The sequence below is a fragment of the Algoriphagus sp. SE2 genome, from assembly GCF_039563885.1.
Taxonomy (GTDB): Bacteria; Bacteroidota; Bacteroidia; order Cytophagales; family Cyclobacteriaceae; genus Algoriphagus.
In genome coordinates this window covers 275,364-291,715 of the sequence record NZ_JBCLWJ010000006.1, presented here as the reverse complement: position 1 = coordinate 291,715, position 16,352 = coordinate 275,364, and the positions used below count along the sequence as shown (strand labels likewise).

Genomic DNA, 16,352 nt, shown 5'->3' with positions numbered 1-16,352 from the left:
TGAGGATTTTCAGAAGTAGGCGAGACCAAGCAATTACTTATAGCCATTGTTGTGATACGTTTTATTTATTTGGATTTAAAAATGTTTATCAGAAGGCATTTTGGCTAACTAAAATAACGTTTTTACACCCGCGTAAAGCATTATTACATCATTTGCAAGGTCGTATTGAGGTTCAAGAAATACATTAACAACAGGTGTTCCGTTTTTAAATATCTTGCCAATTCCTGCACCAATTGGTATTTCGTTGTTACCTGTTTCAAAATTAAAAAGCATTCTTGGGTGACTTCTAAAATACCAACCATTGTTAAAATCACGATAAATTCCTGGTTGAAACTCCATAAGAAAAGTTTCTTTACCTGCTTGTAGTGTGACTAAACTAATATATCTCCAACCATTTACTTTACTAACGGAAACAAAATTTAAACCACCTGCGAATCTTCTTTCATGTAGATAACTAACAACGCCACCTACACCAAAACTATGATTACCATCCTTGGACTTGAAAGTTCTTGCTACTAGGATATTAGTGCTACTAAAATGGTTTTCATTAATTTCTTTACCATCATCTAATACTATAGAACTATAACCAGGCTCATTATTGTAATTAAACTCATACTCTGCTGTAAATCTCAAGAACCATTTCCCATAAGTTACATTAGCTAAAAATTGTAATCTTGATTCGTTATCACTATAAAACCGGTTAAATAGACCAAATGTTGGATTTGGGTCTATAGGATTATTGGCATCTTGCCCGTATGCGAAATTTAACGTTAATAAGACTAATGCGGTTATTAATAATTTCTTATTCATTTTTATTAAGTTTTAACGTACCACAACGGTCTCGTGTATGAGCAGTAGCGGCTTATATTCACTAATTCGTCAGAAACCAAGATACTAATCAAAAGGCAAAAACAGTTCAAGTTCACACTCAAACCGCTATTGCTTATACACAATGTTACCGCCAGATATTTGTTTATTTATTTTATTTTATTTGCAATTTCCTATTTTTCACAGTCGCTCACTCATCTGCTTTTGTGACCTATTTGACAAAGATTGAAATTAAGCGCAGGATAGTGTGACGTTGGCAATTTGCTTGCGTCCCAGATTAGTAAATTATCATAATTAATTTTTGAGAATTTACTATCCATTTGTTTTGCTTGCACAATTGCCCGTTTTATTTACGCTTTTATTTAGTAATTAACACAGAAATACTTTTAGCACTCCTCTATTTTAGACAATAAGATTTTTTCGCCATTAGACTACCAATCAACTCCAATGCGATTCTCCCTGAGTTGCTCAAGGATTTGTTGTGATTTTATGGTTTTGTAGCTAATATCACTCATATTAAGGGTGCTTCCTGATTGTATTGGATAACCTTCTAGTGACTTAAGAAACTTCACAACATATTGTCCAACAGGGACAAACAACCACATGTTGTCACCATACCATCGAGTGTACAAGTCTGACTTATCAGCCTCTTCAAATGGATCGGCTCGTAGATTTGTAACAATAGGCCAGGCTTGTGTATGTCGATATCCCTTAGGCATTGTACCACCCAATATTCTGGCAAAACTTATTTTAAAATCATTAACTCTGACTGCATTTAATTCCCCATCAGCACTAAAATAGTAAATTTCCTCGCGTGGCCCTTTTTCCACTTCACCTTTGAAATAAGGTAGGAAATTATAGCCATCCAGGTGAACTTTCCATTGTTTTCCATTATAGGTTGTACCTTTTAACAATTTACTTTTAATGTCAGAATCACCAGCTGCTGCTGCAAGTGTTGGCAGCCAATCTTCCTGTGAAATAATTTCATTGATTTTTGTCCCGGGTTTTATGATACCTGGCCACCTCACGTATAATGGTACTCGAAGACCTCCTTCATAAGTAGAACCTTTTTCTCCGGTAAAAGGAGCTGTTCCACCGTCAGGCCAAGTAAATTTTTCAACACCGTTATCTGTTGAAAAAACAATGATAGTGTTTTCCATCACTCCTAATTCTTCCAGATAAGCTAGCATATCACCTACCATATCATCCAATTCCATCACACCATCTGCATATAAACTGATACCTGATTTTCGTTGATATTCTTCCTTCAAGTGTGTCCATACATGCATACGTGTCGTGTTCCACCATACAAAGAACGGCTTATCATCATCCACAGCTTTACCAATAAATTTTTTGGCTGCATCTTTAAATTCATAATCAACGGTTTCCATTCTTTTTTTAGTCAGTGGCCCGGTATCTTCAACCTTTCCATCTGCGGTTGCACGTATAACACCTCTTGGTCCGTATTTTTTTCTAAATTCCGGATCTTTTGGATAATAATAACTTTCCGGTTCCTCCTCCGCATTTAAGTGATACAGATTTCCGAAGAATTCATCGAACCCGTGATTGGTTGGTAAATGTTTATCCTGATCACCTAGGTGATTTTTACCAAATTGCCCTGTAGCATAACCATTTTCTTTCATTACATCTCCAATTGTAGGTGACCAATCTGGGATTCCGTGTGGAGAACCGGGCATTCCTATAGTAAGAAGTCCTGTACGAAAAGGATGTTGACCCAACATAAATGAAGCCCTCCCTGCTGTACAACTTTGTTGGGCATATGCATCGGTAAAAAACGCTCCTTCATTGGCGATTCGATCCAAATTAGGGGTTTTATACCCCATCATTCCCTGGTTTGCTACACTGGTGTTCCAGTAGCCAAAATCATCAGCCCAGATTACAAGGATGTTTGGTTTGTCCTGACCTATAGACATAAGAGGCAATAGAAGCACGAGCAGTGTCGATATTAAAAGTTTTACATTCATTTGATTTAAATTTTAAAGTGATTATTATATTCTTGATTTGTAAGATTACAGCTTAAGAAATTTATTTAAAATAATAAATAAAGTCATCATGATTTTATTAATTGTTTATTTTTCAAATTCATTTTGAGCAGTTTAGAAACAAAATAAATTGGCAAATGTTTAAGTGTCTTTCATATTTGGCGGTAACTTGTTTATTTGCGCCATAAAATGGCGTTAATCCCCTCCATTTTAGTGGCTAATCGCCATAAAAGATAGATATTTATGGCGATTATTATTCTATAGGTCATCGAAAGGCGATTTAATTTTTTGAAGTGATTTTGTAGACACATGTGTATATATCTCCGTCGTCTTACTACTGTTATGTCCAAGCAATTCCTGAATATAACGGAGATCAGTACCACTTTCCAAAAGGTGTGTGGCATAAGAGTGTCTAAGCCAATGTAAGGTAGCCTTCTTTTTCATCCCGACTTTTGTAACTGCCTGATTTAGTACATTTTCGAGACTTTTACTTGAATAGGGATGGCCTGCATTGGAACCTTCAAATAGATAATTCAGAGGCTTTTCCAGTTTGTAATACTCCCTTAGCATTTCAATTACCTTTTCACTTATAGGTACTATCCTGTCTTTTGCTCCTTTCCCATGATTCACCCGTAAAACCCCTCTTTTTGAATCCACGTCTTTCAGTTTGAGGTTTAACAACTCGCCCCGCCTCAATCCACAGGCATAGATTAGGCTAAGCATGGTTCTATGCTTGATATTCTTGTGGGCGCTGAGGATGGATTTCACTTCTTCTTTGCTTAGGACATGGGGTAAAATTCGGGGTTTCTTGGGTCTTTCTATCGCTATGGGATCTAGACTACGCTTTTGTCTGTTGGAAAAATACAATTTTACTGCATTGATTACCTGAGACTGAAAGCTGACTGAGTATTTTCTCCTGAGAATATACTTTTGATGAAAATTTTCTAAATCTTCAGAGTTGATTTCTTCTGGATTTTTGTTTTCCAAAAAACGGAAAAACAGACTTAGGCTTTGACAATAGGTCTTAACGGTAGATTCGGCATAGCGTCTGTTTTGCATCCATTCCCTGAATTTTTTGATTTCCTTTTCTAGATAGCCATTTAGCACGGGTAAAGAAGAAGGGAGCTGATCAATAGTGATTTTTTTGAATTTGGAAAAGTCTAACCAGGCCTTGCCTTGGAAATAGGGTAGTAATTTCTCTATAACGCCCTCATGATAAGGTAAAGTCCAGACCTTTAAAGAGGGATTCCAAGTAGAATGGGGGATAGCTTTCACCAGTTCTTTTATTTCCAGGTCAAAATCAAATGCTAGCAATACTATAGCCTGCTTTTTCTGGATTTCGCTTTTGACATGGATAGTTTTCATCTGATGTAATAAAAATTGGTTGCAGCCGCTGATCAGATCAAAAAACTAAGTGGATCTAAACAGAAGAGTTCAGATGCAGAAGTTAGGAATTTCTACTAAAAACTAAAAAATTGTTTAATCTAATAATTCCTCAATTACTGTTGGGAAATATTTATGTTCCAGTTCATGGACTTTTGCTGCTATGCTGTCCGGTGTATCTAATTCGTCGAGTGCTGTATGCGCCTGGAAAATAATCTTCCCCTCATCATAATTTTCATTGACCAAATGGATGGTAATGCCTGTTTCTTTTTCTCCGGCTGCTTTTACAGCTTCATGCACATGTGCTCCATACATTCCCTTGCCCCCATATTTAGGTAAAAGCGCTGGGTGGATATTAACCATTTTATCTGGAAAGGCGCGTATCAATTCAACTGGTATTTTTAAAAGAAAGCCAGCCAAAATCACCCAATCAATGTTTTCTTCTTTTAACTTTTCCAGTAAAACTCCTGCCTCCATTTCTTTTCGGGTAAAAGTAAAAGTGGGAACGTTAAATTTCTTTGCCCGCTCCAAAACGTAGGCATCTAGTTTATTGGAAGCGACCAAAGCAATGGAAGCCTTACTGGAGTTTTTAAAGTGATCCATGATTTTTTCAGCATTACTACCGCTTCCTGATGCTAATATGGCTAGGCGTTTCAATTGAATGGGGGGGTTAGTGGACTACTGCGAAATTAAGAGAATTCTCCCGCAATGGTGCGAAGACGCAAGTTGTTTTTTAGATCCAAAACTTAATTTTTTTAGGATGAATTTGGCTGCTCAATGGTATTTAGTCAAAATCCCCCTAGCCCCCTTTCAAATAATGTTTTAACTCTAATAAATGATTCTACTCCAAGGGGGAGTTGATCCGTTTTCATTTCTCACTTCTTAACTTCTTACTACTAACAACTGACAACCGACAACCACTACAACATTTTCAACTTTCTATAACAGGATTGCTTCGCCAAAAAGCTCGCAATGTCGGTGCCAACAACTAATAACTCACAACCGACAACATTACCAACTCTCTTTAACGAGATTCCTTCGCCAAAAATCCACCAATGATAGTGTAACCGAACACTAACCACTGTAAACTAATCCCTCACTTGCCCATTTCCTCGCACCACCCACTTATAGCTGCAAAGTTCTTTCAAAGCCATAGGTCCTCGGGCATGCAGTTTTTGGGTGCTGATCCCGATTTCTGCTCCCAGCCCAAATTGTGCACCGTCGGTAAAAGCAGTAGAAGCATTTTCATAAACAGCGGCTGCGTCCACCTCCAATAAAAAACGTTTGATGTTTTCCTGATTTTCGGAAACAATCGCCTCGGAATGTTTGGAGGAATATGCAGCAATATGATCTAATGCCTCATCCAGATTACTTACAGTCTTAACAGACATTTTTAGGCTGAGAAACTCCGTTCCGAAGTGAGATTCATCCGCTTCAGAAATTAATTCATCAGAAGCCAGTGCTGCAAAAGCCTTTTGGTCAGCAAAAACCTGAACTCCTTTTTCCAATAAGGGAGCGATCAATTCATTCAAGTCCGAAAGTCTTGATTCGTGAATGATCAAACAATCCAGGGAGTTGCAAACGCTAGGTCTTCTGGTTTTGCTATTGAGGATAATTGCCCTTGCTTTCTCCAAATCAGCCGATTCATCCACATAGGTATGGACGATTCCAGCACCAGTTTCGATTACCGGAACTTTGGCATTTTCCCGCACAAAATCAATCAGTCCTTGAGAACCTCTAGGGATAATTACATCAACGTAATCTACTGCTTCCAATAAAGCTTTAGTTGCTGCTCTCTCTGCTGGCAATAATTGAAATGCAACTATCGGAAACCCATGATTTTCCAAAACCTGATGGATCAAACTCATGATGGCCCGATTTGAATTCTCAGCATCGGAACCACCCTTTAGAATCAATCCATTTCCTGATTTTAGAGCTAAGGCAAAAACATCAAATGTCACATTAGGTCTTGCCTCGTAAATAACTCCAATGACGCCCAAAGGAACTGTTACTTTCTCAATAGTTAGACCGTTTTCTAGGGTTTTGCTTTCCAAAACATGATGCAAGGGGCTTGGCAATGCACTCACGGAAACCAAATCCCCTGCGATTCCGGCTATTCGTTCTTCTGTCAATTGCAATCGATCATACATCGGATTTTGTCGATCCATCCGCTGTAGGTCCTTTTCATTTTCCTCTAACAGGAAAGACGCGTTTTCCACTGCTAAAGCAGCAAGATTGTGCAAAACAAAATTGATCTGATCATTGCTGATACCAGTGAGTTTTCTGGCTCCCTTTTTAACTTCTTCAAAAATAGGTTGGTACTCAGTCATGATCGAAAATGTATAGGTAATTGTAATGAATTAATGCTTTTTGGTTTTTCTCTCCAACTCGCTCCCTAGCAAGTTTGCTTGAATATTCAGCTCTTCCCAAACCAATTTTATGCCCTTTTTCATCTTTAATCAACAAAATATCTCCTTTGGAAAATTCACCGCTCAGGTCTAGGATCCCTATAGGTAAGAGACTCCGGATGACTTCGGAATGAAGAGAAGCTTTCGCACCTTCATTGATTATGATCTCTCCCTTGTAATACTCAGTTCCGTGAGCAAGCCATTTTTTGACTCCTTGCTTCGCTTTTTTAGGTTCAAACCAAGTGCAGCGCAACGTTTTATCTGCAAATTCATTTAAAACGCTGTCTCTTTTACCATTGGCAATAATTACTTGGATTCCCAAATCAGCGGATTTCTTAGCCATGGCATATTTAGTGAGCATTCCACCTCTTCCAAAAGAAGACTTAGAGGCAGAGATATAATTGCTTACTTCCGGCATGCTTGAGGCTATTTTCTCAATTAATTTTGAGTCTGGGTCAGAGGGATTTCCTGTGTAAATTCCATCTACATTAGTCAGCAACATAATCGTGTCTGCATTGATCATGGCAGCGGCTAAACTTGCTAATTCATCATTATCCGTAAACATCAATTCAGTGATGGTTACCGTGTCATTTTCATTGATGATGGGTAAAATCCCTTGTGAAAGCAAAGCCTGAACGCAGTTTTTCATATTCAGAAAATGTTTTCTATCCCGAAAATCCTCTTTCGTAACCAAGATTTGGGCAACTGCTTGTCCATGCTTTTCAAAGAGATTTTGATAGTGGTAGATCAATCGTATTTGACCTGTGGAGGCCCAGATTTGCTTTTTGAAAACTGGGTTTAATTTTCCTGGGAGCGGATTTGCTTGTCTACCAAAGGCTACAGCACCCGAACTCACCAACACCACTTTTTTCCCTGAGTTTATAAGTTGTTGAATCTGATCCGTCAGTTTTTCCATGCGAATAAGATCAGGAAGACCATTCTCCTGAGTCAAAACGTTGGAGCCGACTTTAATCACAAGTAGTTTACTATTCAACATAGTCTAAAGATTTGCCTGAAAATAGAAGGTAGAATGCTTTTTTGCTAAAATTAAAGCCTGTTTTAGTTTTTGATGAGAATTTCGAGGATCTGTTGGAAAGCCTTTACCTAGGCTTTAGATAGTATGATATAACCTGTTTAGCGATAGGGATTTTTTATTGGTCTTGAGATTTTATGCTGGAATTGTACCCTTTCTCAGGATAAAACTTAAAGTAATCCCATACTCAAGGTTCCCACAAGCATCAAAATCTTGGCAAAAGTACTTAGTTGGGTAAAATGTGTCTTCCGGTCTGCATAATAGATCTTATACATAAAGAACATGAAGAATATTCCCATGACTCCAAAATAGTAGTACAGGTTTGGGGAGCTGATTTTGACAGCTACAATGAGAATGGAACATATAAAAGAAAGGGCAATTATAAAAATCACTTTTTTGGTATTATGAAAACCAATGACTATGGGCAGTGTTCTACAGCCATGTTTTCTATCTCCCGGCCTATCTTCAATGTCTTTAATGATTTCTCGAATCAAGTTTAAAAAGAAAGCAAATATGGCATAGGTAAGAATCAGGAGTTCAGACTTTTGGTAATAAATCGCAATCAAGAAAATGGAAGTGGCTGTGAGGAGTGCTACAGTAAAATTTCCAATAAATGGTTCTCTTTTTAATTTATTGCTATACAACCATAATAGGAATGCTGCAACAAAATTTACCAAAGCAACAGTTGGAGAAACAAGGTATCCAAGTCCAATTCCAGTGAAATTAAGAATGGTATGAAGGAAAATAGCCACTCTTCTTTTTATGCCCTTTCCTATCACGACTTCATTAGGTCGATTTACATAATCGATTTTCACATCATAATAATCATTGATCATATAGCCTGCTGCGGCAATAATGACAGTGGAAAGAATTATTAAATAGAGATGATAATCCTTCAGGACAGGAATCCCGGTAGTTGTTGTCTCGACTAAAAAATAAGCAGTCATGATTTGGGCAAACGCAACCATCAGCAAATTGATAGGTCTGCTTATTCGGAATAAGCCTCCAATAGAAATTGTCCTTTCCATGCTGATTGCGTTCATAGCCCAAAATTAGTCTAAATCAGTTGATTAAATCAATTTTTGCCTTTAGAATACAATAAAAAACGATTCCGTAATTTTTATGTTTTTAAAGTTTTGGTTTTAATTATATTCATCACCTTAAACAATACTCCCAAAATATGAATTCAGAATCTTCCAAATCAAGAAGAGATTTTCTAGCCAAATCGGGAAGCCTCTTAGCGGGCTCCATTTTTATACATCCAATTACTGAGGCTTTAAACCTTTGGGATAAGCCTGATGAAAAGATGAAACTTGCCCTGGTAGGAACGGGAATCCGTGGAACTACCATGTTTGGGCGTGATGTCATGCGTGTATATAAAGACCAAGTCGAATTTGTAGGTCTTTGTGATATCAATGAAGGCCGGGTCAAATACGCAAAGACTTTTATAGGCGTGGATTGCCCTACCTATACAGATTGTGATCAGATGCTTAGTGAAGCAAACCCGGATGTCCTGATTGTAACTACGATGGATAGTACACATAATCAGTTTATCATAAAAGGTTTGGAAGCTGGAATCAATGTGATCACGGAAAAACCGATGACTACGGATGAGGTGAAATGCCAAAATATCCTGGATGCAGAGCGTAAATCCGGTAAAAAGGTCATCGTAACATTCAATTACCGCTATTCTCCCCACAGGCAAAAGATCTATGAAATCCTTAGAGCAGGTGAAATTGGTGATATTACTTCCGTTGATTTTCATTGGTACCTCAATACATCTCATGGTGCTGATTATTTCAGAAGATGGCATGGATATAGGGAAAAAAGTGGGACCTTATTGGTACATAAAGCAACCCATCATTTTGACTTGCTGAACTGGTGGTTGGATTCTGACCCAGAGGAAGTTTTCGCTTATGGAGAGTTGGAGTTTTATGGGAAGAATGGACCGTTTCGTGGAAAAACCTGTAGAAGTTGCACACATAAAAATGACTGTGATTTCTATTGGGATGTGACCAGAAATGAGCATTTAAAAAACCTCTATGTTGAGAATGAACAATATGATGGATATCATAGAGATGGATGCGTATTCCGTGAGGATATCAATATTTACGATAAGATGGCCGTGCAGATTAAGTACAAAAACAAAGTGCAGGTCAGTTATTCTTTGACAACTTACTCACCTTATGAAGGGTATAGAATAGCATTCAATGGAACGAAAGGAAGGGTAGAGGCTTGGGTTAAAGAAAGTCAACCCTGGAAAGTAGAACCTCAGGATGAGATCCGTTTAACGAAGAATTTTGGTGAATCAGAAATCATTGTAATCCCACATGGAGGTGGAGGTCATGGAGGTGGAGATACCCGGCTGAAGGATAAAATTTTTAAAGATCCATCCATGGCAGATCCCTGGAGACAGGCAGCGGGAACGAGAGATGGAGCCATGTCCTGCTTAATTGGAATAGCGGCTAGAAATAGTATTGAAACTGGTAGGCCTGTTAAGGTTGAAGAGTTAACAGATATTCCACTTCAGGCTTCCGGAAGGGGTGCCTGATAGTTAAAAAAAACGGAAAATAATTAGGCCTTTGTGGTGTCTTGTTTAGTAATGCCTCAAAGGCCTTTTTATTATTCGAATTTTACGCTGGATTGCCTTTCACGATTCACATTCAATTTTAAAACATCTGGTCTGGAGTAATGACCTACTGGATCAAAATTTTGTCTTTCTTCAAAGACCCGATTAAAATCCAGGGTTTCGATAAATAAACCTTCCACATCAACAACAGGCTCCATGATCCATTTTCCATCGGGACCTGCGATGCAAGAGCCTCCATCAGTCAGAAATTCAGGAGCATTTTCAAGAATTAAATCAAGGTAGGGTGTATCCTTAGGAAAGTCAGTTTTCCGCATCAAGCTAGAAACAGATATCACAAAGGATCTACTTTCCTGAGCGATCATTCTTGTTATGTTTTCGGTGTTTCTAATAGATCCTGGCCAAACAGCAATATGGAGATCTTCTCCCAAACCATATAAGGCCGTTCTCGCTAAAGGCATCCAATTTTCCCAACAGTTTAATCCGCCGACTGTAAATTCTTTTAAGGGATGAACCTGTAGGCCATGTCCGTCTCCCGGTGACCAGGTAAGGCGCTCGTCGTATGTTGGCTGGAGTTTTCTATGGACTGATTTAATCTCTCCATTTTGATTAATGTAAACTAATGAGCAATAAATACTGTGTCCACCTCTGTCGATTGGTCTTTCGATGATTCCTAAGTAGATGGCGATTTTATGCGTTTTTGCCAACTTCTGAATATCTAAAAGGTCAGAAGATTCTATTTGAACGGCATTTCTTAGATAATGCGCGTGTATTTCCTTTTGAATTTTATCATCCCAGGCGGCTCCATTAGTTAGTGCGAGCCAAAAAGGATATCCAGGGACAAGTCCTTCTCCAAAAATGATTAATTCACAGTTTTTTCCAGCAGCTTCAAGGATACTGGACTTAACTTTTTCTAAAGTAGCGGCTTTATTTAGCCAAACAGGTGAAATTTGAGCGAGTGCTACTTTTAGTTCGTTGGGAGCAGGCATTTTTTCTTCCAAAATAGGAGTTTTGAATCGGAGTAGCAATGGAGATTATATGGATAAAAAAAACGACTCATTTTTGAGTCGTCTTTTCATCTATCTAAACCAACTTATTAACTATTCACTACTTCGGGTTCAACATCTACCAGTGCAACAGCACCATGAATTGCTGTTTCATCTAATTCAGAGAGTAATATCTGAAGATTTTCAAGCACGGTAGGATACATAAATGTGGATAAGGTTTTATTTAATGAATCTTTGAATAGGGGATAGGACTTTCTAATAGAACCTCCTAATACAATAGCTTCAGGGGCTAAAGCATAAAGAATAGTTTTGATCAATTCCCCTAAATGATGTCCATACTCTTCAAAGGCTTTTATGGCAACGGGATCTCCTGCAAGAGCTAATTTGGCCAAAGCTTTTGGGCGTTGATGGTAAAAATTATGAAAAAATTTCCCGCTACAATAAAACTCATAATTATTATCTAAATAGGGAGCACTGCACCATTCGCCAGCCGCAGATGTAACACCACTATAAAGACTTCCATTAATGACAATACCTCCGCCTGTGCCCGTTCCAAGGGTGATTCCCACAAGGTTTTTAAACTGTTTTCCGATGCCATATTTATAAACTCCCAACGCAAAACAATTGGCGTCATTATTTATAAAAACAGGTTTTCCAAATCGTTCAGAAAGAAACTTTCTAAGCTCTACATGCTGGAAGGCAGGAATGTTGGCAAGCCCAAGAACGATCCCCTTATCTACATCTACCAAACCTGGGATTCCAATACCAATTCCTACAATATCATGATGAAGATAGGATTCGATAAACAAGGCAATTGTTTCTAGAATATGTTCTTGATCTTGATTGGCTGGGGTAGGTATTGACCTGATATCTTCAAGATGCCCTTTAATCAATACACCTCCTTTGATGCCTGTACCTCCGATGTCCAATCCCAAAATGGCCTTCTCCATTCGATTTGGTTTACTGTTTAGGTTTTAGGTTTAAAAAGGACAAAGGCGCTGGTAATCCAGCAGCCTTTTCCTCAATTTATTTTACCGAAAGATACTTTATAGCATTCCTTCAATTGATTTTTCTAATTCTCTTGCTGTGGCTAGAAATTCTTCCACATTCATATCGCGGAAGAATATCAACCCATGGCTTGATCTTACTTTTGCTCTTTCATGTTGGTAGAAATAATTCTTTCCAAGCAAGAGCTGAATGTCATTCAGTTGGTTTACCCATATTCTTTTGGCAACTGTACTGAATTTACCATTGTGGGAATAACTTGGGAAAGATGCATTCACCTGACTCAAATAGCAATTAGCAAAAGAGTCTTCCATGACAGACATGTCTCCCAAAGATACTGGAACAATCACATTAGCTTCATGTGGTTCGAATTTAAACCAAACATTTCTATAGCCAATTATTCTTAGCTCACTAATATCTTTTTCTTCCCCCCACTGGCGAACTGCCTCTGCAGTGGCTTGTAATACTTTATAATGAGTATCAGGACCGGAACCTTCAGGGTCAAGTGTTAAACTAATCTTTGTTGGGTTAACTTTTCTAAACATTTCCACGATCGGCTCCACATCTCGCTTTTTATCGGGTTGTTCCGTAAAAATATCTCCCGTATAGAAACCCAAGCGTAAATGATGCACATTTTTCACCTGTACTCCAAAATGCGCCCAAACCAACTCCTCCTCAAACTCACGGATCATTCCTTTGAGTTTTTGAACTTTTGAGGGATTTTTCTCCCCATCATAGCTGTTTCTCAAAATACTGATCACTTCATTGATAGTCTCCCTAAGTTGAGTTTTGTTTTTCACTCCATAAACAATTACCAATGCTCTTACCACTCGGTGACATAAACCTCTTTTACGTTCATCTGCTCTTTCTGACGCTACATTGGTTAAGAAATGGTAAACATCTTTATCTGTTTTGAGACTAAAACCTACATCAAAAAAGTCTTGGAAATCGACCATTTGAATTCGGTTTTCGTCCAATAGCTTTTTGGTGTACTGCAATGTGTCAATAACAAAAGAATTTGTCACTGCTGTAAAACCTGAAGTCAAGACCGAGAAATGAGCTTCATTCGAGGGCTCATACAATTGGTTGGTGATATGTGGGAGAATTCCCAATGAAATATCATCATGGTGAGGTCCTGTATGAAGTAAGACCTGATCTGTTTCCTGCTCTAAGCCTTTTGCTAATTTGGCTTCAGTACTTTTCATTACTTGATTCACCGTATCTTCTGAAAGACCAGGAATCAAGCTGGTATATTTATCTGCTTTTAGGTCAGAAAGTTTAATTCTGTGCCCGTATTTTCCGATTTTCTTGCATAGATCAATGACAGATCTTTCTGTTTTTTCCCAAGTCCACTCACCTTTTTGATAATAGGCGTCCACAGAATCTGTTAACTTGACTGCTGCACCTTTTGTCAGATAGAATCTTCCGTTTTTAAGTTTTTGCAGAACTGTTCCTGGAAATACATTATCCAAAGGAGTTTCCAAGGAATCTTTTACAATACCAGCTTTTGCTTCTCCAGCTGCAATGATGATGGCTACTGCTTCTGGATTATAAACTATCGTATCAAGACCAATGGTGATAACAAGTCTGTTTGCCGAAACTTCTATTCCTCCTAAATCTCCCGCTGCGACAGCTTGTGTTTCAAAGTTAGTTTCAGTAAGTCTGGTTACGGAGAATATATGCGATCCTCGGGTGTTGAAAGCAATGTGACCATCAGGGCCTATTCCACCCAAGAAAAACCCTATTCCGCCTTTATCTCTTATTTTTTGCTCGTAATCTCCGCACCATTTGTCAATTAGGTAAATGGATTCTTGCTGTAGTTTTTCTAAATCCGTTTGTGGGTCTCTGAATCTCAATGAAAGATCTACTTTCAGATCCGGAAATACCTCTTGGTAGGTCAAACCTTTTGCTAAAGTGATTTCATCTGAATTGATCAAGATTGCATTTTCCTTAGACAAACCGAAGCCATCGATATAGAACTTATTTACATAATCGAAAAAACTATTGTGCTGCTTCGATGAGATTGGGTAAAACTCATCAATCTGAACAAATGTCAGGTCTTTCAAAACAGGTTTTTTGCAGTTTCCTAAACCATATTTATCTCTGACATCTTTTCCTTTTTTATTGTCCCAGTTGTCTAAAAGAAACTGGGTCCATTTAATAAAGAATTCAGGTGATTTCCCGGTTGGTAAACTGATAACCCCCTTCGGATTTTCGGAGACCCATTCCAAAAATCGGCATGCGGTAAGCAAACCAAGTTTCGGAAAATTGTCTACTGTTAAATAGGGGATAAGTGTGCTGATCTTTTCAACTCCGGATTCCTTGAGGAAACTTTTTTCAACTTCTGAAAGTGGATACTTACTTAGCATGCTGTTGGAACAGTTAGGGTTTGTTGAGTATAATAATTTTGTCAAAACCTTATTCAGAAGAATATTAAATAAGATTATTATTAAAACTATTTATTTTACCCAATATTATTAGGTTTTGAAGAATATTGTTTGGTAAAGTGTTGATTGATTAAATCTATCTTCTACAAAACAAATTTAAAAAAAGTTTTTGAATAAAAAGCACTTTTATAAAATTTTTATAAAAGTATTCCATTTTCTTTACAAGGTCCTTGTAAAAGCTAGCTTAATTCTGGCCTGAAACTCTTCTATAACCTTAAAAATTTCAAGAAGGGTGACGGATTGGACTTTTGTTATTTGCTCAATTTTCAAGAAGTTCTTGGGTTCTGTTTTCTTTTCTAGTATTAAAAAGGACTGATTTTCTAACCTTAGTGTCATCAGGTAGTCGTAAGCATGGATTAATTCTTGAGACTCTTTTGGAGAGAATACCCCTTTTTCGGTAAGTAATTCTATCCTACGGATTGTATTGGTTTCAAATAGTCGGTATTTCAAAGCATAGACTCTGGCCAAATCTACAATTGGCCGCATCGTATGCTTTAGGTTGATTTGTTTCTCGCCATCAATTTTTTCAGCTTTAATTCTTCTGAAGAAAGTCAACGGAGGTTCATATTGAAGCGCATTGTGACCTAGATTCATATAAAATCGTTCTGGGGCTTGCTCCAATTGTATATCCATAAATTCTTTGAGTTCCTCGAGAAGATCACTTTCTCCATAAATAGCCCTGCAGTCGAAGAATGTGGCGTAGTTCATAGCCGTTTCCTGAGAAGCATCAAGAATCCAACTTTCGTAATTACGCTTCCAATGGGAAAGGGAATGAGTCCACTTGGGATTCATTGCCATGAGTTCACCTTCACAAAATACGATACCTATTTCATCTAATGCTGTAGATACCCGAGTTGCAAAATCCAAAAAATAGGTTCTTACTTCCTCCCGCTGTTCATTGGCTTTGTCTTCATAGATAATAGCGTTGTCCTGATCAGTCTTTAAAGTCAGTTCGCCTCTTCCCTCGCTTCCAAGCACAAAAAAGACAAATTTTGCTGGGGCAGGTCCAATTTCTTTTATCACTCGTTCGATGACTCGCTGCGCAATGGTGTCTGCTACAGTGGTGATAATTTGGTTCACAATTCCTGCTTTCATTCCCCTTGATAAAAGTAGATGAATGATTTCTGGCATTCTCAACCATTTATCTCTTAATTCCGGGATCTGTCTGGCTTCTTTTACAGATTGGATAAAGAGAAAAGGGCCTTGGGATTGTTCTGTCAAAATCTTTGTCCTACTGATCCATCCTATGTAACTGCCTTTTTCTTTTACCAAAAGATATCTGGATTTGGTACGGAACATTAAAATCAAGGCTTCCACCAAAAATGCATCGGGGTGGATTGTGACCATGTCCTGTTCCATGATTTCAGAGACCGGGATTTCTGAAGAAAGTTGCTTTGCAAGTAGTCTGTCCCGAAGCGTAATATCAGTGATATAGCCTTCTAGTGCCTTGCTTGATTCGCCGATAAATAAACAACTTACTTTCTCTTTTGCCATCAGAGCGGCACAAAGAAATGTCGGTGTTGATGAAGGGCTTATCCTCAAGTGCCTCAGATGCAAATCTCTTACTCTTTTAGAATAAAAATGGTCTGTTAATACAGGGGTTGAAAAGTCCATTTTAGTGAATTAGAATTAACTAAAACTAGTAAATAGT

12 protein-coding genes are annotated in these 16,352 nt (G+C 38.0%); 1 reads left to right on the top strand and 11 read right to left on the bottom strand.

The annotated features are described in order from the left end of the window. Positions 1 to 108 precede the first annotated feature (108 nt). From AAGF08_RS10060 to AAGF08_RS10030, 7 genes are all read right to left on the bottom strand, one after another. The gene (locus AAGF08_RS10060) at positions 109 to 810 is read right to left on the bottom strand and encodes a hypothetical protein (RefSeq protein ID WP_343511029.1); all 702 of its coding nucleotides are present in this window, start codon (positions 808 to 810) and stop codon (positions 109 to 111) included. Between the two features lie 449 nt (positions 811 to 1,259). Then, positions 1,260 to 2,813 (bottom strand): arylsulfatase, encoded by a 1,554-nt coding sequence (locus AAGF08_RS10055; protein ID WP_343511028.1) that lies wholly within the window; start codon positions 2,811 to 2,813, stop codon positions 1,260 to 1,262. A gap of 276 nt (positions 2,814 to 3,089) precedes the next feature. Continuing rightward, positions 3,090 to 4,196 (bottom strand): site-specific tyrosine recombinase/integron integrase, encoded by a 1,107-nt coding sequence (gene xerA, locus AAGF08_RS10050; protein WP_343511027.1) that lies wholly within the window; start codon positions 4,194 to 4,196, stop codon positions 3,090 to 3,092. 114 nt (positions 4,197 to 4,310) lie between these two features. Beyond that, complete coding sequence (purN, locus tag AAGF08_RS10045; RefSeq protein ID WP_343511026.1) at positions 4,311 to 4,871, bottom strand: phosphoribosylglycinamide formyltransferase; 561 nt, start codon at positions 4,869 to 4,871, stop codon at positions 4,311 to 4,313. A gap of 431 nt (positions 4,872 to 5,302) precedes the next feature. Then, positions 5,303 to 6,544, bottom strand: a complete 1,242-nt coding sequence (locus AAGF08_RS10040) for a glutamate-5-semialdehyde dehydrogenase (RefSeq protein ID WP_343511025.1) — start codon at positions 6,542 to 6,544, stop codon at positions 5,303 to 5,305. After that, positions 6,537 to 7,619 (bottom strand): glutamate 5-kinase, encoded by a 1,083-nt coding sequence (proB, locus tag AAGF08_RS10035; protein WP_343511024.1) that lies wholly within the window; start codon positions 7,617 to 7,619, stop codon positions 6,537 to 6,539. The genes AAGF08_RS10040 and proB overlap by 8 nt, the downstream gene beginning before the upstream one ends. Positions 7,620 to 7,825: 206 nt before the next feature. Beyond that, positions 7,826 to 8,698: a geranylgeranylglycerol-phosphate geranylgeranyltransferase gene (locus AAGF08_RS10030; RefSeq protein ID WP_343511023.1), complete on the bottom strand. Its 873-nt coding sequence runs from the start codon at positions 8,696 to 8,698 to the stop codon at positions 7,826 to 7,828. A 137-nt stretch (positions 8,699 to 8,835) separates the two neighbouring features. Between AAGF08_RS10030 and AAGF08_RS10025 the strand changes: the two genes are divergently transcribed. Continuing rightward, positions 8,836 to 10,206 (top strand): Gfo/Idh/MocA family oxidoreductase, encoded by a 1,371-nt coding sequence (locus tag AAGF08_RS10025; RefSeq protein WP_343511022.1) that lies wholly within the window; start codon positions 8,836 to 8,838, stop codon positions 10,204 to 10,206. A 71-nt stretch (positions 10,207 to 10,277) separates the two neighbouring features. Here the strand turns inward: AAGF08_RS10025 and AAGF08_RS10020 are convergent, their stop codons facing one another. From AAGF08_RS10020 to AAGF08_RS10005, 4 genes are all read right to left on the bottom strand, one after another. Then, the gene (locus AAGF08_RS10020) at positions 10,278 to 11,243 is read right to left on the bottom strand and encodes a carbon-nitrogen hydrolase family protein (protein ID WP_343511021.1); all 966 of its coding nucleotides are present in this window, start codon (positions 11,241 to 11,243) and stop codon (positions 10,278 to 10,280) included. Positions 11,244 to 11,338: 95 nt separating this feature from the next. Then, a complete protein-coding gene (locus tag AAGF08_RS10015; RefSeq protein WP_343511020.1) occupies positions 11,339 to 12,199 on the bottom strand; it encodes an ROK family protein in 861 nt (286 codons plus the stop codon). Between the two features lie 96 nt (positions 12,200 to 12,295). Then, positions 12,296 to 14,623, bottom strand: a complete 2,328-nt coding sequence (locus AAGF08_RS10010; protein WP_343511019.1) for a glucosamine-6-phosphate isomerase — start codon at positions 14,621 to 14,623, stop codon at positions 12,296 to 12,298. Positions 14,624 to 14,860: 237 nt separating this feature from the next. Next, complete coding sequence (locus AAGF08_RS10005; protein WP_343511018.1) at positions 14,861 to 16,315, bottom strand: DUF294 nucleotidyltransferase-like domain-containing protein; 1,455 nt, start codon at positions 16,313 to 16,315, stop codon at positions 14,861 to 14,863. Positions 16,316 to 16,352: the final 37 nt, after the last annotated feature.

Excerpts from the sequence above, each read along its gene's own strand:
- AAGF08_RS10060 (WP_343511029.1), bottom strand. The coding sequence starts at position 810 with ATGAATAAGAAATTATTAATAACCGCATTAGTCTTATTAACGTTAAAT.
- AAGF08_RS10055 (WP_343511028.1), bottom strand. The coding sequence starts at position 2,813 with ATGAATGTAAAACTTTTAATATCGACACTGCTCGTGCTTCTATTGCCT.
- xerA (WP_343511027.1), bottom strand. The coding sequence starts at position 4,196 with ATGAAAACTATCCATGTCAAAAGCGAAATCCAGAAAAAGCAGGCTATA.
- AAGF08_RS10040 (WP_343511025.1), bottom strand. The coding sequence starts at position 6,544 with ATGACTGAGTACCAACCTATTTTTGAAGAAGTTAAAAAGGGAGCCAGA.
- proB (WP_343511024.1), bottom strand. The coding sequence starts at position 7,619 with ATGTTGAATAGTAAACTACTTGTGATTAAAGTCGGCTCCAACGTTTTG.
- AAGF08_RS10030 (WP_343511023.1), bottom strand. The coding sequence starts at position 8,698 with ATGAACGCAATCAGCATGGAAAGGACAATTTCTATTGGAGGCTTATTC.
- AAGF08_RS10025 (WP_343511022.1), top strand. The coding sequence starts at position 8,836 with ATGAATTCAGAATCTTCCAAATCAAGAAGAGATTTTCTAGCCAAATCG.
- AAGF08_RS10015 (WP_343511020.1), bottom strand. The coding sequence starts at position 12,199 with ATGGAGAAGGCCATTTTGGGATTGGACATCGGAGGTACAGGCATCAAA.
- AAGF08_RS10010 (WP_343511019.1), bottom strand. The coding sequence starts at position 14,623 with ATGCTAAGTAAGTATCCACTTTCAGAAGTTGAAAAAAGTTTCCTCAAG.
- AAGF08_RS10005 (WP_343511018.1), bottom strand. The coding sequence starts at position 16,315 with ATGGACTTTTCAACCCCTGTATTAACAGACCATTTTTATTCTAAAAGA.